24 protein-coding genes and 1 pseudogene are annotated in these 24,266 nt (G+C 61.9%); 22 read left to right on the plus strand and 3 right to left on the minus strand.

Features of this window, described 5'->3' with window-relative positions; translation table 11 throughout:
- Positions 1-72 precede the first annotated feature (72 nt).
- From QP803_RS01660 to QP803_RS01760, 21 genes and pseudogenes are all read left to right on the plus strand, one after another.
- On the plus strand, positions 73-1,569 hold the full coding sequence (locus QP803_RS01660; RefSeq protein WP_284945945.1) for an ABC transporter substrate-binding protein: 1,497 nt from the start codon (positions 73-75) through the stop codon (positions 1,567-1,569).
- A 17-nt stretch (positions 1,570-1,586) separates the two neighbouring features.
- Positions 1,587-2,546 (plus strand): carbohydrate ABC transporter permease, encoded by a 960-nt coding sequence (locus QP803_RS01665; protein WP_284945946.1) that lies wholly within the window; start codon positions 1,587-1,589, stop codon positions 2,544-2,546.
- A complete protein-coding gene (locus QP803_RS01670; RefSeq protein WP_284945947.1) occupies positions 2,543-3,412 on the plus strand; it encodes a carbohydrate ABC transporter permease in 870 nt (289 codons plus the stop codon). The genes QP803_RS01665 and QP803_RS01670 overlap by 4 nt, the downstream gene beginning before the upstream one ends.
- A 40-nt stretch (positions 3,413-3,452) precedes the next feature.
- Positions 3,453-4,616 (plus strand): ABC transporter ATP-binding protein, encoded by a 1,164-nt coding sequence (locus QP803_RS01675; RefSeq protein WP_284945948.1) that lies wholly within the window; start codon positions 3,453-3,455, stop codon positions 4,614-4,616.
- Positions 4,613-6,154 (plus strand): FGGY-family carbohydrate kinase, encoded by a 1,542-nt coding sequence (locus QP803_RS01680; RefSeq protein ID WP_284945949.1) that lies wholly within the window; start codon positions 4,613-4,615, stop codon positions 6,152-6,154. Before QP803_RS01675 ends, QP803_RS01680 begins: the two co-directional genes overlap by 4 nt.
- The gene (locus tag QP803_RS01685) at positions 6,151-7,701 is read left to right on the plus strand and encodes an FGGY-family carbohydrate kinase (RefSeq protein WP_284945950.1); all 1,551 of its coding nucleotides are present in this window, start codon (positions 6,151-6,153) and stop codon (positions 7,699-7,701) included. The genes QP803_RS01680 and QP803_RS01685 overlap by 4 nt, the downstream gene beginning before the upstream one ends.
- Positions 7,701-8,375, plus strand: coding sequence for an HAD family hydrolase (locus tag QP803_RS01690; protein WP_284945951.1), 675 nt, complete (start codon positions 7,701-7,703; stop codon positions 8,373-8,375). Before QP803_RS01685 ends, QP803_RS01690 begins: the two co-directional genes overlap by 1 nt.
- Positions 8,372-9,289 carry an SMP-30/gluconolactonase/LRE family protein gene (locus tag QP803_RS01695; RefSeq protein ID WP_284945952.1) on the plus strand — a complete coding sequence of 306 codons (918 nt, stop codon included), beginning with the start codon at positions 8,372-8,374 and terminating at the stop codon, positions 9,287-9,289. The genes QP803_RS01690 and QP803_RS01695 overlap by 4 nt, the downstream gene beginning before the upstream one ends.
- A gap of 32 nt (positions 9,290-9,321) precedes the next feature.
- Positions 9,322-10,164 carry a transketolase gene (locus QP803_RS01700; protein ID WP_284945953.1) on the plus strand — a complete coding sequence of 281 codons (843 nt, stop codon included), beginning with the start codon at positions 9,322-9,324 and terminating at the stop codon, positions 10,162-10,164.
- On the plus strand, positions 10,157-11,146 hold the full coding sequence (locus QP803_RS01705) for a transketolase family protein (protein WP_284945954.1): 990 nt from the start codon (positions 10,157-10,159) through the stop codon (positions 11,144-11,146). The genes QP803_RS01700 and QP803_RS01705 overlap by 8 nt, the downstream gene beginning before the upstream one ends.
- Positions 11,146-11,940, plus strand: a complete 795-nt coding sequence (locus tag QP803_RS01710) for an SDR family NAD(P)-dependent oxidoreductase (protein WP_284945955.1) — start codon at positions 11,146-11,148, stop codon at positions 11,938-11,940. Before QP803_RS01705 ends, QP803_RS01710 begins: the two co-directional genes overlap by 1 nt.
- Positions 11,889-13,088, plus strand: coding sequence for a glycerol dehydrogenase (locus QP803_RS01715; protein ID WP_284945956.1), 1,200 nt, complete (start codon positions 11,889-11,891; stop codon positions 13,086-13,088). Before QP803_RS01710 ends, QP803_RS01715 begins: the two co-directional genes overlap by 52 nt.
- Before the next feature lie 8 nt (positions 13,089-13,096).
- The gene (locus QP803_RS01720; protein WP_434082879.1) at positions 13,097-13,813 is read left to right on the plus strand and encodes a CoA transferase subunit A; all 717 of its coding nucleotides are present in this window, start codon (positions 13,097-13,099) and stop codon (positions 13,811-13,813) included.
- Entirely contained in the window at positions 13,813-14,463 is a 651-nt protein-coding gene (locus QP803_RS01725; RefSeq protein ID WP_284945957.1) for a 3-oxoacid CoA-transferase subunit B, read from the plus strand. The genes QP803_RS01720 and QP803_RS01725 overlap by 1 nt, the downstream gene beginning before the upstream one ends.
- On the plus strand, positions 14,460-15,227 hold the full coding sequence (locus QP803_RS01730; RefSeq protein WP_284945958.1) for an SDR family NAD(P)-dependent oxidoreductase: 768 nt from the start codon (positions 14,460-14,462) through the stop codon (positions 15,225-15,227). Before QP803_RS01725 ends, QP803_RS01730 begins: the two co-directional genes overlap by 4 nt.
- Positions 15,224-16,231, plus strand: a complete 1,008-nt coding sequence (locus tag QP803_RS01735; protein ID WP_284945959.1) for a phosphotransferase family protein — start codon at positions 15,224-15,226, stop codon at positions 16,229-16,231. Before QP803_RS01730 ends, QP803_RS01735 begins: the two co-directional genes overlap by 4 nt.
- A 24-nt stretch (positions 16,232-16,255) precedes the next feature.
- Positions 16,256-17,515 carry an acyl-CoA dehydrogenase family protein gene (locus QP803_RS01740; RefSeq protein ID WP_284945960.1) on the plus strand — a complete coding sequence of 420 codons (1,260 nt, stop codon included), beginning with the start codon at positions 16,256-16,258 and terminating at the stop codon, positions 17,513-17,515.
- A 65-nt stretch (positions 17,516-17,580) separates the two neighbouring features.
- Positions 17,581-17,771: pseudogene (locus QP803_RS01745) on the plus strand (IS5/IS1182 family transposase); the annotation flags it as partial.
- A 245-nt stretch (positions 17,772-18,016) separates the two neighbouring features.
- Positions 18,017-18,544, plus strand: coding sequence for a sigma-70 family RNA polymerase sigma factor (locus QP803_RS01750; protein ID WP_284945961.1), 528 nt, complete (start codon positions 18,017-18,019; stop codon positions 18,542-18,544).
- The gene (locus QP803_RS01755) at positions 18,541-19,326 is read left to right on the plus strand and encodes an anti-sigma factor family protein (RefSeq protein WP_284945962.1); all 786 of its coding nucleotides are present in this window, start codon (positions 18,541-18,543) and stop codon (positions 19,324-19,326) included. Before QP803_RS01750 ends, QP803_RS01755 begins: the two co-directional genes overlap by 4 nt.
- 116 nt (positions 19,327-19,442) lie before the next feature.
- Positions 19,443-19,691, plus strand: coding sequence for a hypothetical protein (locus tag QP803_RS01760; RefSeq protein ID WP_284945963.1), 249 nt, complete (start codon positions 19,443-19,445; stop codon positions 19,689-19,691).
- Positions 19,692-19,756: 65 nt separating this feature from the next.
- Here QP803_RS01760 and QP803_RS01765 read toward each other — a convergent pair whose 3' ends face one another.
- Positions 19,757-21,214 (minus strand): YncE family protein, encoded by a 1,458-nt coding sequence (locus QP803_RS01765; protein ID WP_284945964.1) that lies wholly within the window; start codon positions 21,212-21,214, stop codon positions 19,757-19,759.
- Positions 21,211-21,582: a DUF305 domain-containing protein gene (locus QP803_RS01770; RefSeq protein WP_284945965.1), complete on the minus strand. Its 372-nt coding sequence runs from the start codon at positions 21,580-21,582 to the stop codon at positions 21,211-21,213. The genes QP803_RS01765 and QP803_RS01770 overlap by 4 nt, the downstream gene beginning before the upstream one ends.
- Before the next feature lie 332 nt (positions 21,583-21,914).
- Between QP803_RS01770 and QP803_RS01775 the strand changes: the two genes are divergently transcribed.
- Positions 21,915-22,169: a hypothetical protein gene (locus tag QP803_RS01775; protein ID WP_284945966.1), complete on the plus strand. Its 255-nt coding sequence runs from the start codon at positions 21,915-21,917 to the stop codon at positions 22,167-22,169.
- 62 nt (positions 22,170-22,231) lie between these two features.
- Here QP803_RS01775 and QP803_RS01780 read toward each other — a convergent pair whose 3' ends face one another.
- Positions 22,232-24,190, minus strand: a complete 1,959-nt coding sequence (locus QP803_RS01780; protein ID WP_284945967.1) for a 2Fe-2S iron-sulfur cluster-binding protein — start codon at positions 24,188-24,190, stop codon at positions 22,232-22,234.
- Positions 24,191-24,266: the final 76 nt, after the last annotated feature.

The following is a 24,266-nucleotide window of genomic DNA, read 5'->3' on the forward strand; positions in this document are numbered from 1 at the left end:
AAAAGATCAATCTTCGGTAAGCAAGAAAAATAAGCCGCACCCATAAGAGGCAGCGGCACGGGGAGAAACAGGATGGGCGTTTCGAAGCAGCGGTCCGCGGAGCATTTCGCGGCGGAGCAGTTGAGTGAAATCGACACCCATGGTTTGATAGAACGGCGTGAGTTGCTGCGCCGGGCATCGATCTTCGGTGCGGTTGCAACGCTTGGAACCTTTACCGGTTTGGTAAAGACCGCGTCGGCGCAGTCCGCGAGTGGAACCGTGCGCGTTGGTCTCGACAGTGGTGCGTTCACGCCGATCCTCAAGACATTCGCGCCGGAGTTCAAGGCGGCGACGGGGCTGACGATTGATTTTGAGTCATACCCGCTCGGTAATATGTACGACCAAAATCTCCTGTCCCTGCGGCAAGGCAATGGACGATTCGATACCTTCGATTTCTGGCAGAACTTTGCAGGTGACTTCGGCCCTTACCTGACCCCGCTCGAGGATGTCGGGTCGCTGTCCGCGCTCAATTTCTCGGATGTCGCCAAGCCATTCCAACTGCTGAACTACTATCAAAACAAGCTGGTGGGCATTACCATCGACGGTGACCTTTTTATCGATACCTACCGCAGCGACCTATTTGAGGCGCCAGCCGAAATGGCCGCTTTCAAGACTAAATACGGATATGACCTCGCCCCGGCCAAAACTTACAAGCAATATCGGGATATCGCAGAGTTTTTTACCCGCCCAGCTAACAACCTCTACGGCGCCATCGAGGTAACAAACTTCTTCGTCTATGCCTTCTTCATGAACCATTTCGTTCAGATCGGCGCCGAGAAGGGGGTTAACTATGGCGAAGTCTTCGATGCGCAGATGAAGCCGCAGATTGCCAATGACATGGGCGAGGAGGCTATCCGCCGCTATATCGAAATTACCGCTTTCATGCCGAAGGACCTTGCCAAGGCAATGCCATGGGATGTCGGCCGGCAACTCTATTTCGCGGGCCATATTGCGCAGGCGAATTGGTGGACGGACATGGCCAAGGGTGCCTCCGACCCGGCGATTTCCAAAGTCGCCAACACTGTCAAATGTGCCCAGAGCTGGGGCGGGGTAACGATGCTGCCTTATGGTCGCGCCATGGGTATCGCCGCCAATTCGCCCAACAAGAAGGGAGCGTTTGCCGCTATTGCGTGGATTCAACAATCGGCCAACGCGACCCGCTGGGTTGCGGAAACATTTACGCAGTCGCTGATGGATCCGTGGCGCGTCAGCATGTTCGAGAGCCCGAAGGACACTTTCCCGATGGCGGCAGCTTCCGGTCTTGCGGATAATTTTGCGCAGACCGGGCTCGCGGCCCTCCGCAACCCCAAAGTCTACCTCGACATCTCCATTCCGGGGACCAATCAATACATGAGTTCCATCATCCAGCATGTGCAAGCGGCCATCAACGGCCAAGTCACGCCGATGGACGCCTTGCAGGCCATTTCGAGCGAGTTCGAAGACACCACCGAAACCTATGGTCGCGATTTGCAGATCGCTCATTATGCCGAATACCGCGCTCGCATGGTGAAGAACGGATACTGGACCTAGCGTCTCGGAAGCAGTTTATGAGCGATGTGACCATTGGCTATGGACGGCCCAGAAAGCGCGGGGGAAAGCCCCGCGCCGCCAAAGGTAGCGGCGACCGCGGCACGCTGCTTTTACTAGGGCCGGCTTTGGTATTTCTCGCAGTCTTCGCTATCTGGCCTTTCTGCTACCTGATCTATGCCTCGTTTACCTCCTACCAAATGGCGATTCCAGTGCCGATCCATTGGGTCGGTTTGGGGAACTTCGAAGCCCTGCTCAAGACCGCCCGCTTCTGGCATAGCCTGGCCATTACCGCCGCCTTTGCGCTCATCAGCGTACCGCTGCAACTGCTGATCGGTCTTGGTGTCGCTCTCCTGCTCAACGGCGTCACGCGCGGACGTGAGCTTTATGCATCGTTGCTACTGACGCCGATGATGTTGGCGCCGATCGTCGTCGGCTTTGCGTGGGAGCTTTTTCTCAATCCGATCTATGGACCGCTCAATGCTCTGCTCAAGGGCATGGGCTTTTCACCGCCGGCCTGGGCGCAGTCCCCCGTTTGGGCGCTACCAACCCTTGTACTGGTCGATATCTGGCAATGGACACCGCTCGTCATGGTCATCCTGCTCGCCGGACTCCGCTCCATCCCGTCCCGAGTTTATGAAGCGGCGAAGGTCGATGGTTCCAGCGCAGTGCAGACATTTTTCCATGTCGTTACCCCTATGCTGCTGCCCTACTTCGCAGTCGCCTTCGTGTTGCGATTCATCGACAGCTTCAAGGTCTTCGATATCATCTATATCCTGACGCGCGGCGGACCTGGCACGATCACCCAGAATCTCGCTTACTACACCTATGATCTTGGTTTCGGCCGATTCGAGTTCGGCCGCTCGGGCGCGTTGAGCATCATACAGCTCATCTTGTTGACGCTGGGCACCATGCTCATTCTGAAGTTCGTCGCGAAGCGTGATCTCGCACCCAAGGTCACCAAGGAGGCTGCGCGATGAGCGCGATCACGCAGAGAGCGGCCGCGCCCCCGAAGACAGCCGTGGAAACGACGGGCCTCGTTGGCACCGCGCTGCGTCACACCGCTTTGATCCTTCTCGTCATCTTCTGCCTCGCCCCGATCGTGTGGCTGCTTATCACCGCGTTCAAGCCATACGGCGAGCTGTTTTCGAGCCCGCCGACGCTGCTTCCCATCCATCCCACGCTGGTCAACTTCTCAGCCGGTTGGTCGGTTGGCGGTGGCCGGGGCATCCGGGACAGCCTGATTGTTGCGACATCTTCGACCATTCTTTGTCTTATCCTGGGGTTTCCGGCGGCCTATGCGCTTGCGCGTCGGTTCGCCCCGCATGGCCAATTGAGTTTCACCATTCTCTCGCTCCGTATGCTGCCGCCCATCGTGCCGGTGATCGGCTTCTATCTGATGTTTCAAAAGCTCGGTCTGTATGACACCTACGTGGGCCTGATCCTGGCCTATACCTTCATGAACCTGCCCCTGGTGATCTGGCTTCTCGCCGAGTTCATTCGCCAGATCCCACGCTCATACGAAGATGCGGCCCGCGTCGATGGCGCACCATGGCATTGGATGTTCCGCGACATCCTGCTGCCGCTATCGGCGCCTGGCATCACGACCGCCGGTATCCTGAGCATGATGTTCGCCTGGAATGAATTTCTATTCTCACTCGTCCTGACAGGCGATCATGTCATCACCTTACCCAAGGCACTGGCGGACTTCTTTCTCTTTCAAGAGCCGAACTGGGGTCAGCTCGGCGCCATTGGCATCGTCGCGATGGGGCCGCTTCTCATCCTGTCTTATCTCATGCAACGATATCTCATTCGCAGTTTCACCGCCGAACTCGGCGGTCGCTAACCTAACGCATCCCGCCTGAGCGCGGAGCAGGACGAATATCATGGCATCCGTTACGCTTGATCACATAAACAAATGGTTCGGTCCCTCGGTTCACGCCGTGCAGGATGTCAACATTCATATCGAGGACGGGGAGTTCTTCGGCCTGCTCGGCCCCTCGGGCTCGGGCAAGACCTCTGTTCTGCGCATGCTTGTGGGTCTTGAGCGGCCAACAGACGGCACGATCCTGTTCGACGGCGTGCCGGTGCAGAACAAGACGCCGCAGGAGCGCAATGTGGCGATGGTATTTGAGCAGAACGCGCTTTATCCGCATATGAGTGCGCGGCAGAACATCAGCTACCCGTTGCGGGTTCGCCGCATGTCCCGCGATGCGATCGATCGCAAAGTGGCGGAGGTCGCAAGTCTGCTCAACATCGGCACTCTGCTGGATCGCCGCGCCTCACAAATGTCGGGCGGCCAACAGCAGCGCGTGGCCATCGCGCGGGCGCTGGTGCGCGATCCGAATTTGCTTTGCCTTGATGAACCGATCGCTCATTTGGATACGATGCTGCGCGCCCGGCTACGCGGAGAGCTGAAGCGCTTGCAGCGCGCCCTCGGCACGACCTCGGTAATCGTCACCCATGACCCGATCGAGGCGATGACGATGACGGATCGTCTCGCCGTGATGCGGGACGGCGTTCTGCAGCAGGTCGGCAGCGCGGACGAGATCCACAATCGACCGGTCAATGCCTTCGTCGCCCAGTTCTTCGGCCTCCACTCGATGAATGTGGTGACCATCGACTCTTGCGTCGATCATGGCACCCACATCGCCGGCCGGCTGGGTGGGCAGCTGGCTCAGCTGCCACGCAGCCTGGAGCGCTATGTCAGCGGTGACCGGCGCACGGCGGTAGTGGGCGCCCGCCCCAGCGGGGTGACGGTGCTCAGGATGAACGACGCGCAGTTCGGCGGAGACGGTTTGCTGGTAGCGGGCCAGGTCTATGTGACCGAGCAACTCGGGGATGCGCAGCTCGTCACTATGCAAATCGGCGACCAGACCATTCAATGTCTGACGCCCGACCTTCGGCTTTTCGACATTGACGAGCCGGTGCGCGTGTTCATTCCGGACGATGCCCTGTTCCTCTTCGATGATGAGAGCAGAATGACGCGCCGCTTTGCCAGCCGGGGCGCTGGTGAGGAGCTCGCGGCGATCCGGGCGCAGGTTGCGTGACGGCCTATCTGCTTGGCATCGATAAAGGAACCTCGGTCATCAAGGCCGTGGTCTTCGATGTGGGGGGACGGGAATGCGGCATGGCGCAGGAGCGCGTCGTGGTTCTGCGACCCGCACCCGACTGGCATGAGGAAGACCCTGAGGCGACGTGGTCCGCCTGTTGCCGTGTCATCCGTGGCGCACTCGCTGTGGCGAGCATCCCCGGCAGCGCGATCGGCGCGATCGGCGTTGCGGGCCACATGGGGGGCGCCTGGATCATTGATGCCGACGGGCGCGCGGTGCGCAATGCCATCTGCTGGCCCGATGGGCGCGCACAGGACGTGCTGCTGCGCCTGAAGGATGCGGGCCATCTCTCCGAAATTTTCACTATCGGCGGCAACGGGTTAATGCCCGGTGTCACCGCCTTGCTGCTCGGCTGGTTGAGCTTGCATGAGCCCGATGTGCGATCAAGGGCCACCTCGGTCTTTTGCGCCAAGGATTACCTGCGGCTTCGCCTGACCGGCGCGGTGGCGACGGAGCCTTCGGACGTCAGTTTCGTACCCGGCGACATCGATCACCGGACTTTTTCCTCCCGCATTCTGGACCTTTGCGGCGCGGCCGAATGGGTCGGCGCGCTGCCGCCCGTGCAACCCTCCGGCGACATCGCGGGGGCGGTGACGACGCAAGCGGCGCTGGAGACGGGCCTGCGCGCGGGCACACCCGTTATCTGCGGGCTGGGCGATGCCTGCGCCAATGCGGTCGGCGTCGGCGCCGTGGCGCCGGGCGCGGCGATGACCGTGCTCGGCACGAGCTGCCTCAATGCCCTGGTGATCGATCATCCGAGTCGTGAGCCGGAAGGCGTGGGTTTCCTGTTCGCGATGCCGGATGCGCAATACCTCCGGATCCTCCCGAATACCTCCGGCACGATCGTCTTAGACTGGTATCTGGATCGTTTCGGCGGCCCGACATTGCCGGACGGAAGACGCGACTATGCGGAGATGGAACGTCTTGCAGGTGCCGCGCCGCCGGGTGCCGGCGGCGTCATTCTGCTACCCTATATCAATAGCAGCGGTGTTCTGGCGCCCGTTCACGACACGCTGGCGCGCGGCACCTTCTTCGGCCTCAGCACCCATACCGACCAGGGGCATCTTCTGCGCGCCGTCTACGAATCGCTCTGCTTCGCGACGCGGGATTGCTTCGAGGCGATGGATTGCCGACCATCCACGATCACGCTCACGGGCGGCGGTGCCCAGAGCCGCTTTTGGGCGCAGATGTTTGCGGATGTCTGCGGCATTCCCATCGCGGTGAGCGCGGTGGGCGAATCGGGTGCGCTCGGCGCTGCCATTCTGGCCGGTGTCGCTGTCGGTGTCTGGTCAAGTGTGGAGGAAGCAACCGAACTGACCTCGGGTGCCGTATCGCGCTTCGAGCCCAACGCGGATACTGCCCCGATCTATGACGGCTGGTTCGCCCTCTATCAGGATTTGCGCCGGATCTATCTAGGCTTCTCGCCCCAGCGGGATGCGCTGACACATCTGCCGCCGGAGCGCGTCGCCGCATGAAGGCGCTCCTCGGGATCGACAAGGGCACAACGACGACCAAGGCTGTCGTCTTCGATGCCGATGACGGGCGCGTTCTGGGCATGTCGCGGCGTGCGACGCCGTCGTTCCGACCCCATCCCGACTGGCATGAGGAAGACACGGCTCTCACCTGGGACGGCGTTGCCCTGGCAATCCGCGCCGCGATCGCCGAGTCCGGCTTGCCCGCCACTGCCATCGCTGCGGTCGGCGTCAGTGGCCATATGGGCGGCCTCTGGGCGCTCGACCGCGACGGCATGCCTTTCGAGCGCGCGATCGCCTGGCCAGACGGTCGTGCGGCCGAGATGCTGCAGCGCTGGCAGGAGAGCGGGATCGTCGGCAAGGTCTATGATATTTCAGGGAACGCGCTGATTCCAGGCATGCCGATTGTGCTTCTCGCCTGGATGCAGCGTCATCGCCCGGATCTGTTCCGCCGTATCCACCGGGTTTTCTGCGCGAAGGACTATGTCAACTTTCGCCTGACGGGCGAAATCGCGACTGATGAGTCGGACCTTTCGTTTTTTCCCTGCGATATTCGGGAGCGTCGGGTGTCGGAGGTTGTATTCGATCTCTGCGGCCTTTCGGGGAAGTCCGGCCTCATCCCGCCGGTGCTGCCCACCGGTGCGTCGGTCGGGCGCGTCACCGCGCAAGCCGCCGCCGAAACCGGCCTTGTTGAGGGCACTCCCGTGGCGACCGGCGCCGGGGATGCCGTCGCCGCCGCGATCGGGGTGGGCGCTTTGTTGCCGGGTCAAGCGGTGACGGTCATTGGAACCAGCTTCATGAACAACCTGACGGTCGATCGCCCGGTAATGGAGCCACGCGGTGTCGGCTTTCTGTTCCTGATGCCGCAGGGACGTTGGCAGCGCCTGATGTCCAACACCGGCGGCGGCTCCATCTGCATCGATTGGGTTGTCGAGGCATTCGGTCGCCGTGAATTCTCCGGCTTTGTCAGCACACGCCTGTTCGACAGGATCGAGACGGAGGCGCGGGCGTTGCCGCCCCTGCCGGGCGGGTTGCTCTTTCATCCCTATTTGAACACCTCGGGGATGACTGCACCACGCCATGAACCGGCCGCGCGTGGCAGCATTATGGGCCTCGGCCTCGATACAACCCCGATGATGCTGCTGCGCGGCGTCATGGAAGGTGTGGCCTTGTCCATGGTCGATTGCTATGGCGCGATCGGCGCACCGGTAGATGAGATTCGGATCACAGGTGGCGGCGCCCGCAGCCGGCTCTGGCGTGACATTTGCGCCGCTGCAATGGACCGCGAGTTGGTTGTGCCGGAAGCGGAAGAGACCGGCGCCCTCGGCGTAGCCTTATTGGCAGGTCATGCTGCGGGCCTCTATTCCTCGCTTGAGGACGCGGCAACCCGCCTGGTACGCGTTGTCGAGACAGTGCGGCCGGATCCGGCCCTGGCGGCGCGCTATGCCGCTGCCTTCCCTCTTTTCCGAGATATTCGAGAGGCCCTCGTCCCGGCATGGGCAGCGCGCGCCGCTTGCCTTGAACGTGCGGCCGGCAGGAACCCCTCGTGATGGCGACCATCCTCTCAAAGCATGTCATCTTCGATCTCGACGGAACGCTGATCGACAGCCGCAAGGCGGTCGAGGCCTGCTATCGCCATGTTTTCAAGACCGTACTGCGGCGTGTGTTTCCACCGGCCAATATCGACCCGCATATTTTCTATGCGATGCGGCCCGCCGAGGTTTTCGGCCTTGTGACGCCCGACCGGGTGGCCACCTGCCTTGAGGCCTATCAACGGCATTATCCCGAGGCCGCGGCCATGCTCATTCTTTTCGACGGTGCGCGGGAGCTGATCGCGGCGATCATCGCGGCCGATCGCATCCCGAGCCTTGTTACCAACAAGGGCCTTGCACGAACCTTGATCGATCTCGATCGCGCCGGCATCGATGTGCGCGCCTTCAGAGCGATCGTGACTGCGGAGGACACGGTGGAACGCAAGCCGCATCCGGCGCCCATTTTGCTGGGGCTTGAGCGTGCGGGCGCGCGGGCCGCCGACGCCGTCTATGTGGGGGACGGCCCTCATGACGTCATTTCCGCGCAGGCCGCAGGAACGCGCGCCATCGCCGTGACCTACGGCTTCTATACGGCGACCGAAATGTCGGTGCTCGGCGCTGACTGCGTGGTGCATGACCTGCCGCAGCTGGCGCAGGCGCTCGGCCTCAATCTCGAAGTTGTCCTGTCATGACGGAGTTCACCGTCATCGCCGAAGGGCTGGCCTTTCCCGAAGGCCCTGTCGTGCTACCGGATGGCACTCTTTTGGTCGTCGAGATTGGCCGTGGCGTTATCACCCATATCGACAGCCGTGGCCGTCGCGCGCTCGCCGCGCCTGGTGGCGGCCCAAATGGCGCGGCGCTTGGGCCCGACGGCCGGCTCTATGTCTGCAACAATGGCGGCTTCACCTGGCACACTGAGAGCGGTGTTCGCCGCCCCGTTGCCAAAGCACCCGACAACACGGGCGGCCGGATCGAGCGGATTGATCTGGAAACCGGCAAGGTGGAGGTTCTGTATGATCGCTGTGCCGGGCGCGCGCTGTCGGCGCCCAATGACATCGTCTTCGATCAGCACGGCGGCTTCTGGTTCACGGATCATGGCCACCGCCGTGACCGCCAATTGGAATTCGGCAGTGTCTACTATGCGCGCGTGGACGGCGGCCACATTGCTGAGATGGCCTTTCCGCTGATCGGCCCGAATGGCATCGGCCTCTCTCCAGACGGTCGGACGCTTTATGTTGCCGAAACATCGTCCGGCCGGCTGTGGTCCTATCCAGTCCTGTCGCCCGGCGTCATCGGCAAGGCGGCTTGGCCATCACCCACAGGCGGCGATCTCGTCTGCGGCTTGCCGGGCTTTCACCGTTACGATTCCCTCGCGGTCGAGGCCGAGGGGAATATTGTCATTGCATCCCTACGCATCGGCGGCCTGGATGTCGTGTCGCCAAGCGGTGCCCTGGTGCAGCGTATCGAGACACCCGATCCCTATACCACCAATATCTGCTTTGGCGGTGCCGACTTGAAGACAACCTTCGTGACGCTGTCATCAAGCGGCCGTGTTGTCTCCATGCCCTGGGATCGCCCCGGCTTGCGTCTCGCTCACCAAGCCTGATCCGCCTTTATATCAAGGACCTTACGATTACCATGATGTCGCGCAATCATCCCCCCGAACATCCCGATATCGGCCGGCTCAAGGAGCGCGCTCTCAATCTGCGCCGCCTCATGCTGAACATGGCGAGTGGCAAGGGGGAGGGCTATATTGCGCAAGGGCTCGGCATCGCCGATTGCCTCGCCGCGTTGTACTTCCACGAGTTGCGTTATGATCCTGATGCGCCGGACTGGAAGGACCGCGACCGCTTTGTACTATCGACCGGCCATTATGCAATCGCGATGTATGCGGTTCTCGCCGAGGCCGGCTATCTGCCGGTAACAGAACTCGCAAGCTATGGTCTCAATGGATCCTCTCTTCCCATGAGCACGTTCGATGACACGCCAGGTGTCGAGATGGTCGGCGGCTCGCTCGGCCACGGGCTCGGCCAGTCGGTCGGCATGGCGATCGGATTGCGGCTCGATGGATCACCCGCGCGCGTCTTCAACGAATTGTCGGACGGCGAGTTGCAGGAAGGCTCCACCTGGGAAGCCGCAATGGGCGCCGCCACCTTCAAGCTCGATAGTCTCGTCGCCATCATCGATTGCAATGGCATCCAGGCAGATGGCCCGGTCACCGTGATGATCGATCCCGTCGCCGACAAATTCACCGCCTTCGGCTGGGAAGCGGTGGAGATCGACGGCAACGACATGCAGGCCTTGGTGACGGCATTGGCCAATGCTCGAACGCCCAACGGCAAGCCCAAAGCAATCGTGTTGCGGACAATACCAGGAAAGGGCGTGCCGACGCTTGAGCGGCGGGATCGGGCGCATTTCGTGCGCGTCGCGAATGACGAATGGGACGAACTCAAGGCCGAGCTGGAGATTCACCATGGCTGACGCCACAGAGACCTTGACCGGCCGCACACGCGGCATGGGCGAGCTGATCGATGTTGCGGGCAAGACGACAGAGGTGGCGCCCTTCGGCACCAGCCTCGCCGCTCTCGCCAAGGAACGGCCGGAGATCGTCGGGCTCACCGCTGATATGGGTCGCTACAGCGACATCCTGCCCTTCCGCGACGCCTTTCCAGATCGCTTCTTCAATGTTGGCATGGCGGAGCAGGATCTGATCATGATCGCCGCCGGCCTCTCCAAGGTCGGCAAGATCGCCTATTGCACCACCTACTCGGTGTTTATCACGCGCCGGGCCTATGACTTCGTCGCCATCGCCTGCGCGCATTCCAAGGCGAATGTGAAGATTTTCGCCGGCATGCCTGGACTGGTCAACGGTTATGGCGCGACCCATCAGGCGACCGAGGATCTCAATATGATGCGCGGGATCGCCGATCTGACCATCATCGATCCCTGTGACGCGACTGAGTTGAAGCAAGTGGTGCGCGCCGTGGCGGATATTCCTGGAACGGTCTATGTGCGCAATCTTCGCGGTAAAGTACCGGTCGAACTTAGTGACGACTACCGATTCGAGTTGGGGAAGGCCAAGGTCCTGCGTGAGGGCAGTGGAGTGGGCATCATCTCCTGCGGCTATATGTCGATGCGCGCGCGGGATGCGGCGAACATCGCAGCAGCCCAGGGCATCGACGCAGCGGTGCTGCATGTCGGCACGATCAAGCCCTTCGACCGGGACGGTGTGCTGGCCTTCGCACGCCGCTTCGATCGGCTGATCGTCGCCGAGAACCACAAGACGACCGGCGGCCTGGCGAGTCTGGTCGTGGAGGCGCTGTATGATGCCGGGCTCGTCAAGCCGCTCATCAAGATCGGACTTGTAGATAGCTTCTTCGAGTGCGGATCACAGGAATATCTGGAAGCGAAATACGAAGTCGATCTGCCACGTTTCGTCCGCGCCATCGTGGATAACCGGTAATGGCGGAACTTGCAGGCAGGGTCGCTCTGATTACGGGAGCTGGTAGTGGCCTCGGGCTGGAAACGGCACGCCTCTTCGCGCGCGAGGGTGCCCTGATCGTCATCAACGACGTACGCGCGGAGGCCGCGGAGGCCGCGGCACTGTCATTGGGGCCGGACCATCTCGCGGTCGCCGGCGATGTAGCGGATGAGGCGTCGGTTGCGGCGATGGTCGCGGCGACCATGGCTTGCTATGGTCGCATCGATATCCTGGTCAACAATGCGGGTGTTCCCGACGCTTTCGTCGCGACAGTCGATCAGACGCTTACGCATTGGCAGCGGCTCATCGATATCCATCTCACCGGCACCTATCTGGTATCGAAGACCGTCGCGCCACACATGATCGAACGGAAGGCCGGGGTGATCCTGAACCTGAATTCGATCGCAGGCATCCTCGGTCTGCCGGTGCGAACCGCCTATAGCGCCGCCAAGGCCGGGATCGGGATGCTGACGCAGGTGCTCGGCTGCGAGTGGGCGCCGTACGGAATCCGCGTGAATGCTGTCGCACCGGGCTATATGCTCACGCCACTTTTGCAGAGGCTGATCGACGAGGGCAAGGTTGATGGCGACCGCATCCGGCGCCGCACGCCGATGGGCAAACTCGGCCGCGCCGAGCATATCGCGGAAGCGATGTTGTTTTTGGCCTCCGACCGCGCGGCCTTCATCACCGCTATTACACTTCCCGTCGATGGCGGCTATTGTTCTTGGGGCGCACCGAGCGATGCCTATCCGCTCGACGAACTTCCCCCGCATTGAGAAGGCCGGATGTGATGAGGCTGGAAACGCCGCCAGGGATGCGCATCTTCGGATCGCCCCATCGCTACGTTCAAGGACCGGATGCCATTGACGCGCTTGGTGGCCTCATCAAGGCGTATGGAGCCACGCCTCTGATCGTCATCGATCAATTTCTTGTGTCTGTCCTGCAGGATCGTTTGGCATACACGATGCTGTCTGCTGGATTGACCCCGATGCTGCTGCCTTTTGGTGGAGAGATCACCTACGCTGCGATCGATGCGCTCGTTGCGCGAACAAATGGTTCCGCGCTCTCGGTCGTCGTGGGCGTGGGCGGCGGCAAGGCGCTGGATGCCGCCAAAAGTGTCGCCGTGCAACTGGCGCTTCCCATGGTGACTGTGCCGACCATCGCGTCCAATGACTCGCCCACCAGCGCCGCCATCGCTATGTACGATGCGCATCACGTCATGATTGCTGTTGACCGGATGCCGCGCAGCCCGGATCTGGTGGTCGTGGATACGCGCGTGATTGCTAATGCTCCGACGCATTTCCTGCGCGCGGGCATTGGCGACGCGATCGCCAAGAAATTCGAGGCACATGGCTGCCGGAATGGCACAGGAAACACGCCCTTCGGTTCGCGTCCACTGATGACAGCCATCGCCATCGCGGATGCCTGCTACGCAACGCTCCGCGATCACGCGGCGGCGGCCCTCCTCGCGGTCACCGCCGGCATCCTCACCGATGATGTAGAAGCAACGATTGAGGCGGTTATCTTGATGAGTGGACTGGGCTTTGAAAATGGCGGCCTGTCGATCGCGCATTCGCTGACCCGCGGGCTGGTGGTGGCGCGGGGCGCGAAGGTCGCGATGCACGGCAACCAGATCGCCTATGGCACGCTGGTTCAGTTGGCGGCGGAGGACCGGTCAGCCCCCTTTATCGCCGATGTCATGGCTTTTCTGCAGAGCATCGACCTGCCAATCCGACTGGCGGAACTGGGCATGGCAAATGCGACCGATACGGAGATAGACGATATCGCCCGGCTGACGATGACGGCGCCGCATCTTGCCAATGTCGCCTGGCCTGTCACTCAGGCGGATATCGGTCGGGCGATTCATCGGATCGAGCAATTGGCCACGGCCCAGACCTTCACGCCGGTTTCAGGAGTCGTATGACGATGCGAATGAAGACCTGTCCCGACGCCGTGAGTGCCGTAACGGGCCTTCTGCGAGACGGCATGACCCTCATGGCGGGCGGGTTCGGCCTGTGCGGTATTCCAGAGACTTTGATTGAGGCAGTAAGGTTGAGTGGCGCACGCAACCTCACCTTTATTTCGAACAATTGTGGTGTCGATGACTTTGGTCTCGGTATTCTTCTCGCCAGCGGTCAGATTAGCCGGATGATCAGTTCCTATGTTGGTGAAAACAAGCTGTTTGAGCAACTCTATCTGGCCGGAAAGCTGGAGCTAGAGTTCAATCCGCAGGGAACGCTCGCGGAGCGCATCCGCGCCGGAGGCGCCGGCATTCCGGCTTTCTTCACCAAAACCGGCGTCGGCACGATGGTCGCGGATGGCAAAGAAGTGCGGCGCTTCAAGGGACAGGATTATGTGATGGAGACGGCACTCGTCGCAGACCTATCTCTCGTCAAGGCATGGAAGGCCGACCCGGAGGGTAATCTCATCTATCGCAAGACAGCGCGAAATTTCAATCCGATGATGGCGACGGCTGGCACCGTGACCATCGCCGAGGTTGAGGAGATCGTCTGCCCTGGCATGCTCGACCCTGATCATGTCCATACGCCGGGGATCTATGTCGATCGGATCGTGCAAGGACAGTCCTACGAGAAGCGGATTGAGCGGCGAACCACCCGGCCCCGCCCGAGTCTGGAGGTCATTGCCTGATGGCCTGGACGCGGGAGGAGATGGCGCATCGCGCCGCAGGCGAAATTCGCGACGGTTTCTATGTCAATCTGGGCATTGGCATCCCGACGCTGGTCGCCAACTGGATCGCGGCGGATCTGACGGTCACTCTTCAAAGCGAAAACGGCATGCTCGGCATGGGCCCTTTTCCCTACGAGGATGAGGTCGATGCCGATGTCATCAACGCCGGCAAACAGACCGTCAGTGAAATCCCCATGACGAGCTACGTATCAAGCGCCGATAGCTTCGCGATGATCCGCGGCGGGCATATGGACCTGTCTATTCTCGGTGCCATGCAGGTATCCGAGACGGGAGATCTCGCCAATTGGATGGTGCCGGGCAAGATGGTCAAAGGTATGGGAGGTGCAATGGATCTCGTGGCCGGGGTCAAGCGCGTCACGGTGTTGATGGATCATGTCGAGAAGTCCGGCGCGCCGAAGCTCGTTCCGAATTGCACCTTGCCGTTGACGGGTGCCAAGGTGGTTGACCTCGTCATCACGGACCTCGCCGTATTCCGCTTTGCCGAACGCGGGGGCAGGTTGGATCTGGTGGAGCTCGCACCCGGTGTGGGGCTTGACGAGATCAATGCCAAGACGACGGCTGCCTTCGATGTCAGGCTCGCTTCCGAATGACCGATCAAGGCTTCAGTTTGCGCGGTGACACGGCCTTGGTGACCGGCGCTTCGGGCGGCCTCGGGCGGCATTTCGCCGGCGTCCTCGGGCATGCCGGCGCCGCCATCGTGCTCGCGGCCCGACGCGGCGATAAGCTAGCCGAAGCCGTTGCGACATTGCAGGAAAGTGGCGTGCGGGCAATGGCCGTGGTGATGGACGTGACCGACGCCAATTCGGTCGTGGCGGCTTTCGCCGAGGCCGAAGCCTTCGGCCCTATCTCGATCCTGGTCAACAACTCCGGCGTTGCGGTGTCAGCCTCCAGTCTCGATCTTGAGGAAAAGGATTGGGATCGCGTGCTGGATACCAATCTCAAGGGCGCCTGGCTGGTGTCACGCGCCTTTGCGCGCCACGTGAGGACGGAGAAGAGGCAAGGTGCGATTATCAATGTCGCGTCGATCCTCGGGTTTCGCGTCGCGGGTCATGTTTCGGCCTATGCGGTGTCGAAGGCGGGGCTTGTGCAACTCACCCAGGCCATGGCGCTGGAACTCGCCCGCTTCGGTATCCGGGTCAACGCCCTGGCACCGGGCTATATCGCGACGGATCTCAATCGTGACTTCTTCGCAAGCGATGCGGGGAAGGCGATGATCGCCCGCATTCCCCAACGTCGCCTCGGCGCGCCGGAGGATCTCGATGGTCCGCTGCTGCTGCTGGCGAGCGATGCGTCGCGCTACATGACGGGCGCGACCATCACCGTGGACGGTGGCCATCTGGTGAGTTCGCTATGACGGAGATCGATGCCGACCGGCTCAGGAGCTTTTTGGTCGAGCGTCTTGGCGTGAGCGGTCCGATGGCGCTCGACCGCATTGCCGGTGGCCAATCGAACCCGACGTTTTTCGTGACTTTCTCCGATCGCCGTCTGGTGTTGCGAAAGAAACCCGAGGGGCCGATCCTGCCCTCGGCGCATGCCATAGACCGCGAATATCGTGTCCTGACGGCACTGGCGGAGACCGAGGTGCCTGTGCCTCGGGCCTTGTTGTATCACGCCCAAACAGACGTTCTGGGCACACCCTTTTACGTCATGGAGCGGCTGGAGGGGCGTGTCTTTCATGACTGCGCCCTGCCTGGCCTGGCCCCTTCCGAGCGGCGGGCGATCTACCTCAGCATGGCGGAAACGCTGGCCGCGCTGCATCGCGTTGACCCGGCATCCGTAGGCCTCGGGGACTACGGACGTCCTGGCAATTACTTCGAGCGTCAGATCGCGCGCTGGTCCCGCCAATGGGCAAGCTCACCCAGCCGCGACATCCCGGAGCTGGACGCCCTGGTCGCATGGCTGCCGGATCACCTGCCGCCAGATGACGGTCGCGTCGCCATCGCGCACGGCGATTTCCGTCTCGGCAATCTCATCATCCACCCCAGCGAACCCCGCGTCGTCGGGGTGCTGGACTGGGAGCTGTCAACGCTTGGGCATCCGCTGGCCGATCTCGGATTCTGTTGCATGCCATGGCATACGGGACCGGATGAATATGCCGGCATCCTCGGTCTTGACCACGCGAAGCTTGGCATTCCAGAGCAGGCAGAATTTGTTACGCGCTATTTCGCGGGCGGCGCGACCGATGGCAGTTTCGGCACGTTCCACCTCGCCTTTGCGCTGTTTCGCTTTGCCGTCATTTTCGTGGGCATCGCCGATCGTGCGCAAGCGGGGTCTGCGGCCGGTGCCAATGCTGCCGAGGTCAGCCATCTGGCGCGGCCGTTTGCGCGCCGCGCCCTCGACATTATCCGTCACGCCTGAGCATCCAGGCAGGGAGCTGAACCCATGGATTTCGCCTATTCGCCGCACGCCGAGGCGCTTCGGCAGAAGCTGCAAGTCTTCATGGAAACGCAGGTTCTGCCGCAGAACAGGCGATGGACCGAACTCGCCGAGAGCGGTGTCTATCCGGTCGAGGTGATCGAACCCTTGAAGGCCCGTGCCCGTGCCGAGGGCTTGTGGAACCTGTTCCTGCCCGGCCTGCGGGAGGATGAACCAGGCACACGGCTGAGCAATCTGGACTATGCGCCGCTTGCCGAAACCATGGGCCGTCTTCCTTGGGCGGCCGAGGTCTTCAATTGCAACGCGCCCGACACCGGCAATATGGAAATCCTGCATCTTTTCGCGACGCCGGATCAGCGAAAGCAGTGGCTGCATCCCCTCCTCACGGGGGAAATTCGCTCCGTCGTCTCCATCACCGAGCCGGATGTCGCATCATCGGACCCAACCAATCTGCAAACTGAAATACGACGCGACGGCAACGATTTCATCATCAACGGCCGCAAGTGGTTCAACACCGGCGCCCTGCATCCGAAGGCGGCGTTTCTGCTGGTGATGGGCGTTTCGAACGCGGATCCGGATGCACCTCGCCATCACCGCCATTCCTTCATCATCGTGCCCATGGATGCGCCGGGTTTCCGGGTAGTGCGCAACACGCCGATCATGAACCACTATGCGATAGAAGGACATTGCGAGGTCATCTTCGATAATGTTCGTGTGCCTGCCGCGAATCTGCTTGGTGAGGAGCATGCGGGCTTTGCTATCGCGCAGGCCCGGCTAGGGCCGGGCCGCATTCATCATTGCATGCGCACGATCGGGCAATGCGAGCTTGCGCTCGAACTGATGTCCGAACGGGCGCTGCAACGCCGGGTCTTCGGCCGGGCTCTGGCGGAGTTCGCCAATAATCAGGATGAGATTGCATTGTCGCGGATCGAGATCGATCAGGCGCGGCTGCTGTGTCTGCGTGCCGCCTGGCGGATGGATGTGGAAGGCAACCAGGCGGCCCGCGTCGATGTATCGGCCATCAAGATCGTTGCCGCGCGGTTGCAGACGCGCGTGGTGGATCGTGCGATGCAGATCTTCGGCGCCATGGGCCTCACCAACGACACGCCGCTGGCTTACCTGTGGACCTGGGGCCGTGCCTTGCGCCTGCTCGACGGTCCCGACGAGGTTCACCTGCGCGTCGTCTCCCGGGAGGAGGTCGCCAAGGCGAAGGCCCGTGGCAATACACCATGGTCCAGCCAATACGTCTTCACGCCGGAGCGGTGAGGTCGGCTGACGTGTTCATGCTAAGCCGCCTAGACCGTGGTCATGTCTGCGACGAGCCGTTTGGCCGGTTGAGCCGCCTCGGCGTCTTCAACCGCATCTTCGCGGCGCTGGCGGCCAAGGGCGGCAAGCCTGATCGGTTGATGATCGACGCCACCCATCTGAAGGCGCATCGGACGGCTGCCAGCCTTTTGAAAAAGGACCTGTTCCCCGGCGTATCGGGCGCACCAAAGGCGGCCTGAACTCAAAACTCCACGCTGCCTGCCGCCATGGGTAGCCGCGTGCTCTCCGGCGATCCCGCGCTCGGCGCTGCCTCTATGTCACTCACGAAACTCAGGGACTTCGTGTCCTGCCGTCCCCGCTGGATGGCGGCCGCCGTCTAAAAAACGCCTTGGCGTCAGACCAGGGGAATAAAAGGGCGCCGCCAGTGTCTATACGTCGTAGCGGGTTGGAGTTCGCGATTATGGTGCCGTCCGGGAACAGCGCAGCGAAGGCCGTCGTGTAATGGCGGATATGGCTGATCTCATCGAGCCCCTGATACCGGCCCTTCGCCGCTACGCCCGATCGCTCATGCGCGATCCGGCGGCGGCGGACGACCTAGTGCAGGATACGCTTGAGCGCAGCGTGAGCCGCTGGCACCAGCGGCGCCCCGATGGCGACGCCCGTACCTGGATGTTCACGATACTGCACAACCTGGCCGTGAACCGGATGCGCCAGACCACACGGCGCGGCCGCCACCTTCCGATTGAGGATGCCGAGGAATCGGCCATGGCCCGCCCCTCCACCCAAGAAGACGGATTGCGGCAAATCGACATCATGGCCGCCGTGCACAGCCTGCCCGACGACCAGCGTAGCGTGTTATTGCTGATCTCGGTCGAGGATCTCACTTATGCTGAGGCCGCGCGCGTGTTGGACGTGCCGATCGGGACTGTCATGTCCCGCCTGGCGCGCGCCCGTGCCAGGCTGACGCGCATCATGGAGGAGGAGAGCGCCCCCGCCGCGCAGCGTCCCCATCTACGGAGTGTCCAATGAAGCCCATCCGCCCCATCCTGGAAGAGGACCTCCACGCTTTCATCGATCGCGTGCTGGATGGCGCGCGGCAGGCCGAGGTGGAAGAGTATCTCGACGCGCACCCCGATATCGCCGCCCGCGTTCAGGGTTATGTCCGTCAGCGGGCGGCTCTGCGCGCGGCTTTGGCACCCGTGGCCGCAGAGCCGATTCCGCCGCGCCTTACCCTGCGTCATCTCGCCGAGGCAAGACGATCGTCTTGGGCGGTGCCTTGGCGTTCAGTGGCTGCCGCCGTCGTGCTTCTGGCGCTCGGGGGCGCTGGTGGCTGGTCGCTGCGTGGTCCGGCCTCACCTTCTATGGCACAAAGTGGTATTGCCGCCTTGGCGCAGGAGGCGGCCTATACCTACGGCGTCTATGGCCCCGATCAGGCGCATCCGGTCGAGTTTAAGGCCGCCGATCGTGCCCAACTCGTCGATTGGATTTCCAGCCGACTGCAGCGTGATATTGCGGTGCCGGATCTGAGTGTTTCCGGTTATCGTTTCATGGGTGGCCGCCTGGTCGCGACACCACACGGCCCAGCCGGGTTGCTGATGTACGATAACGGTCAAGGCCTACGCCTCGCCATCTTAGTGCGGCCGATGACCACCGATAAGAACAGTCGCATGTCAGAACATTCGAGTGGCGCCATCCAGGGTTATGCATGGTCCGACAGAGGCATCGGTTACAGCCTTGTCGGCGCAACGACGTCGGATGTGCTGCATCCTCTTGCGGACGAAATTCGCCATCAGGTCGATGCCAAAATCTAATAGCTGCTCCTCAAGTGTAACGGGATCATCGTTAGCGGCGAAAGCTTAAAGTAGATAATGAGGTGGCAGAAGCGCTGTAGACTATGGCGTTTCAGTTTCATTTCTCAGGGGACTTCATGATGATCATCGCCCACAAACTCCTTCTTGCTTCGGCCCTCTTGCTGGCCCCGCCTTTGGCTTCTGCAAGCTTTGCTCAAAGCACAGCGAGCACGAAAGTTGCGTCACCCATCGCGGGCTATTCGACCCACGCGCTCAAGAACAAGCATCATCACAAGGTGATCCATGGATTGAAGACCGGCCCTGGTGCGAAAGCCGGTTCTGGTAGCGGTGTGGGTGAGAGCAGCGGCAGTTCTTCCGGGAACTAAGCCTCCTCATAACAAAAAAAGGCCGGTGCGAAAGCACCGGCCTTTTTTGTAGTCTCTCGCGGTGTTCAGTGCGCCTGGATTTGCACGGGCGCGCCGGGGGACATCCCCGTGCCTGGCGCGATGACCAGGTAACGTCGTGACGTATCGGCGCCCCCTTTCACGACTTGCCGGATCGGGCCGATCGCATTGACAATGGCGGCGCCGGCCGGATTCGTCATGAAGGCCGACAGCGGCTCCAGCATACCGCTGCCATCCACCCGCGTGGACAGCGCCAGCACATAGGGATGTTTCGGCACCAGGCCCGTGATCGACGCCTCCAGCACCTGGATCAGGCCCTGGTCGAACAGCGTCACGCTGGTCGGCGCCTTTGCCGATAGTGTGCGATCAAGTGGCACCATTGCGACGTGCACGGCCTGGCCCGCCACGCCCAGCGGCATCAGCCCTTGTGTGCCGCTACCATCAGGCACTGCATCCGGGACATAGGCGACCGCCTGCGGTGCCTGGCCGATCGGCACGCTGCCGATGACCGTATTCGTCAGCGTGTCGATTGCAACCATACGGTCGTCATTCTCCAACCCGACATAGACGCGTGTGCCGTCGCCGGAAGGCCAGATGCCATGCGGCAAATTGCCGACCTGAATGGTCGCGACCTTGACGAAATCGCTGGTGCGGAAGACCTGCACCTCGTTCAACCCGCCGACGGTGACATAGGCGAATTGGCCATGCGCATTGCGCACGATATTGACGTGGTTGGTGATCGGCCCTGTGTCGAGCACCTTCAACACCGCGAAGGGCGGCTTGGCGTCGAAGACTTGCGTCTTACCCGTATCCTTGAGAGTGAACCACACCTGCGTGCCATCCGGCGTCGCGGCGATATTCGGGCAGAAGGGGCTCGCCTGCTTCACCCGTGCAACGATCTTGTGGTCAGCGACTGTGATGACATCGACCTCGGGATTGAAGGATGAGCAGACATAGCCGTAGGCGCCGTCGGTCGAGAAGATCTGCATGCCCGGGCCATTCGGGGTCGTGATACGTGTCTTTTCCGCGAAGGTCGTGGCATCCAGAACGTCGACATAGTTCTCGCCACGCACGGTGACCCAGACCTCCTTACCGTCCGGCGTGACAAAGGCCTCGTGTGGCGCACGGCCGACATAGGTCGTGTGCTTCACGGCATTGGTCGCGGTGTCGATGAAAGTGACGGAGTTCGAGCCGATCGAAACGACGGCGAGCGTGCGGTGGTCAGGCGAGAAGCCCATGCCGTGCACCAGGACCTGGCCCTTGTAGAGTGGGCTGAAGTTCATTGGACTCGGGTCGCCAAGGCGAATGACACCGAGCAGCGTATTGCTGGCGGGATCAATGACCGAGACGGTATTGGAAAATTGTTCCGCCGCATAAACGCGGTCGCGGTGACTGATGGCAATGTCGGCGGCCGAAGCGGCACCGGGCGCCTGCCCGGCCCAAGCGGAGGCGCCACTCAAAGCAGTGCCGCCAAGCAGGGCAGCTGCGAGTAGAGTACGGATCATTGTGTTACCTTTTGCATGTTCGTCATGCCCATGCCGGAGGTCTGGTCCGGCGCGGGCGCGGAAGGGGGAAGCGACTGGCCGAGGGCCAGACGCATGGCGGCAATCTCTTGCTCCTGATCGACGATGATTTCCTGCGCGATCCGGCGCAGTTGCTCATTACGGCCGTGAAGGAGTTCCGCCTGCGCCATCTCGATCGCACCCTGATGATGCGGAATCATCATGGCCGCGAAATCCTGATCGACGTCACCGGAAGGTTTGACCGCCATATCCGCCATCATCTTATCCATCGCGGTCTGATTCTCGGCCAGGAACGGAGCTTCGGACGCGAGCGAAGAAGGGGAAGCGGCATGGGCAATTGCGGCGGCCAAGGGGTTGGTCGTGAAACCGGCCGCGACGCTCAGTACAATGAGCGCCCGCAGCCGAGGGAGTGTGAGAACCATAAGCGCTCCTAAGGGCTGCAACCGGCGCCGCCTTGTCAGATCGACACTTGGTTTCGCCATTTATTCCATCACGCCAAATAATTGGGTGTTTCAACCGCAGACGGCCAGATGCTTCTTGACGCCGCTTCGCAATCTTCCCCGGCGATGGGAATAAAGCCGCGCCTTCAGTGTCATTATCAGCAAGAGGTCGAAGACGACGAGAGCAATGGCATCGTCGGCGACCTCGTGAAGGTTAACCGACGAGTGGAAGGTACTGTGCTATGAAGATCATGAAAGTTTTTGCTTTTGCGATCACCGTTTCGATGCTCGGAGGCGGGATCGCATCGGCGCATACTGTGGTGGCGCCGCAAAGTGCTGTGTCGTCGCAGGTTAACGATAGCGGCACCTTCGCCGCAAAGATCCCGGACATGTCGCATGACAGCAAGACCTCTGTGATGTTCAAGGCGGAGCCTTCGGCGGAGCCGCTCGCCTTCGCGAACTTTGGTCAGTCGGATGAGTCTGGTACGGAGAACTAACCACCTTGTCTTGACGGGTAGCGCAGGGACTGGCCGCTTCGGCCAGCTCCGTCTCAGCGGAGCTACAGATCCAGCGTGACGCCGGAGCGGTCGGAGCCTTCGTCCAGATACGGCCCAGCACGTGGCACCGCGCAACAGATCAAAACTTCGCCGGGCGCGACGGCCGCTTCCGGCGGGTCGGTATAGTGTACCGCCCCAGAGATGATCGGTGTGACGCAGGTGCCGCATAGCCCGCTGCGGCAGCTAAAAGTGGGTGCCAATCCTTGCGCCTCCGCCAGGTCAAGCAAACTGCCAGCGGCAGGGGTCCAAAGCGCAATGATGCCGCTCCGGGCGAAGCGGACCTCGACCGCCTCCTCGGACGCCGCGTGCAGGGGAGGCGCGGGCAAGGGTCGGTCCCGCCGGACGGATGCCGGGCCAAAGCTCTCCAGATGAATGCGGCCATCCGGAACATTGACGGATCTCAGCGCGTCATACACCGACTGCATGAAGCCGGGCGGCCCGCAGAGATAAAACTCGTAATCGTCGAGTGGCAGAAGTTGCGTCAGCAACCCTCGGTCGATCCGGCCCTCGCTGTCATAAGTCTCCCCGATTTGATCGTCGGGCTCAGGCGCGCTGAAGCGGATATGTGTCCGTAGGTTGGCATATTGCTGTTTCATCCGGTGCAGATCCGCGGCGAAGGCATGGTGCCGGCCGTCGCGGGCGCCGTGGATGAACCAGAGGGTGCTGTGGCTGCGCGTGCGCCCGTCATTGACCAGAAGACTGTTGAGCATCGCGATCATCGGCGTGATGCCGATGCCAGCCGAGATCATCACAGCCGGGCGCTTGCTCCCTTCATCGAAGAAGAAATCGCCCCGAGGGGCCAGCGCTTCGATGATCGTGCCGACAGGCGCCGCATGCAACCAGGATGAGCCCGCACCCTCGCGCTTGATGCTGAGGCGGTAATGCTTGCCGTTGTGCGCGTCGGAAATCGTATAGGTGCGTAATGCGGGCGCGCTGGCACCTGCAAGCGGTAGGCGGATCGGCAGATATTGCCCTGCGCGGTACGGTGCGACGCCGCCCCCATCAGCGGGCTCCAGAATGAGCGAGACCACGGCCTCACTCTCGACCATCGTCCGCGTCACTGCGAAGGGGCGCCAGTGCTGACGCAATCGCTCGGCTTCAAGGTTACGCGCGACCTCGTCCCATGCGCCGGTGCGGCTGAGAAACGGGGAAACTCCGGGTTCCGAAAACCGGAGCGGCAGTGCACCCGGCAGGCGGACCACTTCGGCAATATGAAAGCGGATGAGGCGCTCGGCTCCCGCGAAGGCCTGAACCTCGGGTCCATCCCATTGGATCGCCGCCGTGGCCGTCAATGACAGAAGGTCGCCGCTGTCGAAATCGATAAACAGCAAGCCAGCGCGCGGATCGAGCGTCAGGTTGCCGATGGTGTTGAAATGGAAGTTCCCCACGAAGTCCGGCACGGTCAGCGTATGGTCGTCATCCACGCGCACGAAGCCGGGGCGGCCGCCCCGGTGACTGATATCCACGCCTTTCCCGGCCTTGGCCTGGGGGTCTTCGTTGGCGCTGGCGATGAAGAAAGTGTCCGCGCCGGTGACGATCTTTAGCGCCGCGTCATCGAGGCGGGCGGATCGCACAACCGGCGTCTCAACCGGCAGGGCCGGATCCCGAATGAAGTGCGCCACCCGCGTCTGGATATATTGAGGGCAATTGCCAAAGCTCTGTCTCACCTGAACGGTGAAGCCGTCACCCGACAGCTCGCTCACCACACCGTTTAGGCGGTTCCGTCGCCGCGTCGGTAACTCGATCCCCAGAAGACCGATATCTGCGCCCTCCGCGAGCGTACCGGCAAAGGGATCGCCCTTCAGAGGCCGCGCGTGCAATCGCAGCCGGGATGGGTCGGGTGACGTGGCAAAGCCCGGTTGCCCGACCAGGATGGAAGCCCAGGGTTGGCCGGACCCATCGACCGCCGCCGCCAGAACGAACGGCAATTGCGCGAAGAATTGGCGGTGTTGATCGGGCATGACACTGCGGATGGAACTTCGCCCCTGGCGATCCATCTTCTCCGCGGCACCGAGCCGCCGCTGGATCGCGAGTTCC

The sequence above is a fragment of the Acidisoma sp. PAMC 29798 genome (assembly GCF_030252425.1).
Taxonomy (GTDB): Bacteria; Pseudomonadota; Alphaproteobacteria; order Acetobacterales; family Acetobacteraceae; genus Acidisoma; species Acidisoma cladoniae.

Excerpts from the sequence above, each read along its gene's own strand:
- QP803_RS01750 (WP_284945961.1), top strand. The coding sequence starts at position 18,017 with ATGGCGGATATGGCTGATCTCATCGAGCCCCTGATACCGGCCCTTCGC.
- QP803_RS01705 (WP_284945954.1), top strand. The coding sequence starts at position 10,157 with ATGGCTGACGCCACAGAGACCTTGACCGGCCGCACACGCGGCATGGGC.
- QP803_RS01755 (WP_284945962.1), top strand. The coding sequence starts at position 18,541 with ATGAAGCCCATCCGCCCCATCCTGGAAGAGGACCTCCACGCTTTCATC.
- QP803_RS01690 (WP_284945951.1), top strand. The coding sequence starts at position 7,701 with ATGGCGACCATCCTCTCAAAGCATGTCATCTTCGATCTCGACGGAACG.
- QP803_RS01780 (WP_284945967.1), bottom strand. The coding sequence starts at position 24,190 with ATGCCCGATCAACACCGCCAATTCTTCGCGCAATTGCCGTTCGTTCTG.
- QP803_RS01765 (WP_284945964.1), bottom strand. The coding sequence starts at position 21,214 with ATGATCCGTACTCTACTCGCAGCTGCCCTGCTTGGCGGCACTGCTTTG.
- QP803_RS01665 (WP_284945946.1), top strand. The coding sequence starts at position 1,587 with ATGAGCGATGTGACCATTGGCTATGGACGGCCCAGAAAGCGCGGGGGA.
- QP803_RS01775 (WP_284945966.1), top strand. The coding sequence starts at position 21,915 with ATGAAGATCATGAAAGTTTTTGCTTTTGCGATCACCGTTTCGATGCTC.
- QP803_RS01675 (WP_284945948.1), top strand. The coding sequence starts at position 3,453 with ATGGCATCCGTTACGCTTGATCACATAAACAAATGGTTCGGTCCCTCG.
- QP803_RS01720 (WP_434082879.1), top strand. The coding sequence starts at position 13,097 with ATGAAGACCTGTCCCGACGCCGTGAGTGCCGTAACGGGCCTTCTGCGA.
- QP803_RS01660 (WP_284945945.1), top strand. The coding sequence starts at position 73 with ATGGGCGTTTCGAAGCAGCGGTCCGCGGAGCATTTCGCGGCGGAGCAG.
- QP803_RS01760 (WP_284945963.1), top strand. The coding sequence starts at position 19,443 with ATGATGATCATCGCCCACAAACTCCTTCTTGCTTCGGCCCTCTTGCTG.
- QP803_RS01735 (WP_284945959.1), top strand. The coding sequence starts at position 15,224 with ATGACGGAGATCGATGCCGACCGGCTCAGGAGCTTTTTGGTCGAGCGT.
- QP803_RS01725 (WP_284945957.1), top strand. The coding sequence starts at position 13,813 with ATGGCCTGGACGCGGGAGGAGATGGCGCATCGCGCCGCAGGCGAAATT.
- QP803_RS01700 (WP_284945953.1), top strand. The coding sequence starts at position 9,322 with ATGATGTCGCGCAATCATCCCCCCGAACATCCCGATATCGGCCGGCTC.
- QP803_RS01730 (WP_284945958.1), top strand. The coding sequence starts at position 14,460 with ATGACCGATCAAGGCTTCAGTTTGCGCGGTGACACGGCCTTGGTGACC.
- QP803_RS01740 (WP_284945960.1), top strand. The coding sequence starts at position 16,256 with ATGGATTTCGCCTATTCGCCGCACGCCGAGGCGCTTCGGCAGAAGCTG.
- QP803_RS01710 (WP_284945955.1), top strand. The coding sequence starts at position 11,146 with ATGGCGGAACTTGCAGGCAGGGTCGCTCTGATTACGGGAGCTGGTAGT.
- QP803_RS01695 (WP_284945952.1), top strand. The coding sequence starts at position 8,372 with ATGACGGAGTTCACCGTCATCGCCGAAGGGCTGGCCTTTCCCGAAGGC.
- QP803_RS01670 (WP_284945947.1), top strand. The coding sequence starts at position 2,543 with ATGAGCGCGATCACGCAGAGAGCGGCCGCGCCCCCGAAGACAGCCGTG.
- QP803_RS01685 (WP_284945950.1), top strand. The coding sequence starts at position 6,151 with ATGAAGGCGCTCCTCGGGATCGACAAGGGCACAACGACGACCAAGGCT.